The sequence below is a fragment of the Hyphomonas oceanitis SCH89 genome (assembly GCF_000685295.1).
GTDB lineage: Bacteria > Pseudomonadota > Alphaproteobacteria > Caulobacterales > Hyphomonadaceae > Hyphomonas > Hyphomonas oceanitis.
This window is the reverse complement of the sequence record NZ_ARYL01000143.1, coordinates 1-768: the sequence shown is the minus strand read 5'-3', so window position 1 is coordinate 768 and position 768 is coordinate 1. Positions and strand designations below refer to the sequence as shown.

The 768-nt window shown below is 53.6% G+C and carries 2 protein-coding genes; one reads left to right on the top strand and one right to left on the bottom strand.

Features of this window, described 5'->3' with window-relative positions; all coding sequences use genetic code 11:
* The coding region (locus HOC_RS20630) for a cation efflux transmembrane domain-containing protein (RefSeq protein WP_035542662.1) at positions 1 to 542 on the bottom strand (542 nt) is incomplete at its 3' end.
* 136 nt (positions 543 to 678) lie between these two features.
* Here HOC_RS20630 and HOC_RS23045 point away from each other — a divergent pair.
* Positions 679 to 768: MerR family DNA-binding transcriptional regulator (locus HOC_RS23045; RefSeq protein WP_156950587.1), on the top strand; the 90-nt coding region annotated here is incomplete at its 3' end.

Sequence of the window (768 nt, the reverse complement as noted above, 5' to 3'; positions counted from 1 at the left end):
AAGGCCACAATCAAGTCCGGCCACCGTGTTGAGGACAGCGCCACGAGACCCGCCGCGACAATCACAGCAACATTTCCAATCGCATCGTTGCGGGAAAAAAGCCAAACAGCGCGCATATTGGCATCGCCGTCACGGTATGGCAGCAGCGGCAGGACGGCAATAACATTGATAACCAGCGCAACCACAGCAAATAGACCCATCAATCCCGCCTCGACGGGTGTGTCGGTCATGGCTTTCAGAATAGTGGACACAATAACCCAAAACCCCAGCAGACCGAGGAACACACCCTGAATAAGCGCAGACCTTGCCCGCCACACGAGCGACCAGCCTATCGCAAGCAGGCCCAGAAACGTAATTGATCCATCCCCGAGAAAATCCAGCGCATCCGCTTTCAGCGCCTGTGAATTGGCCAGAAATCCGCCAAACAGTTCGATGACGCCATATACGACATTGAGAATAACCACGATCAATAGGGCCCGTCGGTAGCCGGGAGACCGGATCAGGTTTTCATTCACGCCGCAGCACTCGTCCTCGTCAGCCACAAATCATCCTCATTTTGTCAGTTAGCACTGCAACATTCCAGCTAGTTCCGAAGATCGCGCCGCGCGAGTTCGCTGCTAATTGTTCTCTCGAGCCCTTTATAAATGCTCTAGTGACTAGAGGTACAAGGAGAAAAACATGGCAGATCAAAGACGCGCGATAGGGCAGCTGTCAAAAGCGGCTGGCGTGAAGGTGACAACAATCCGCTACTACGAATCCATCGGTCTG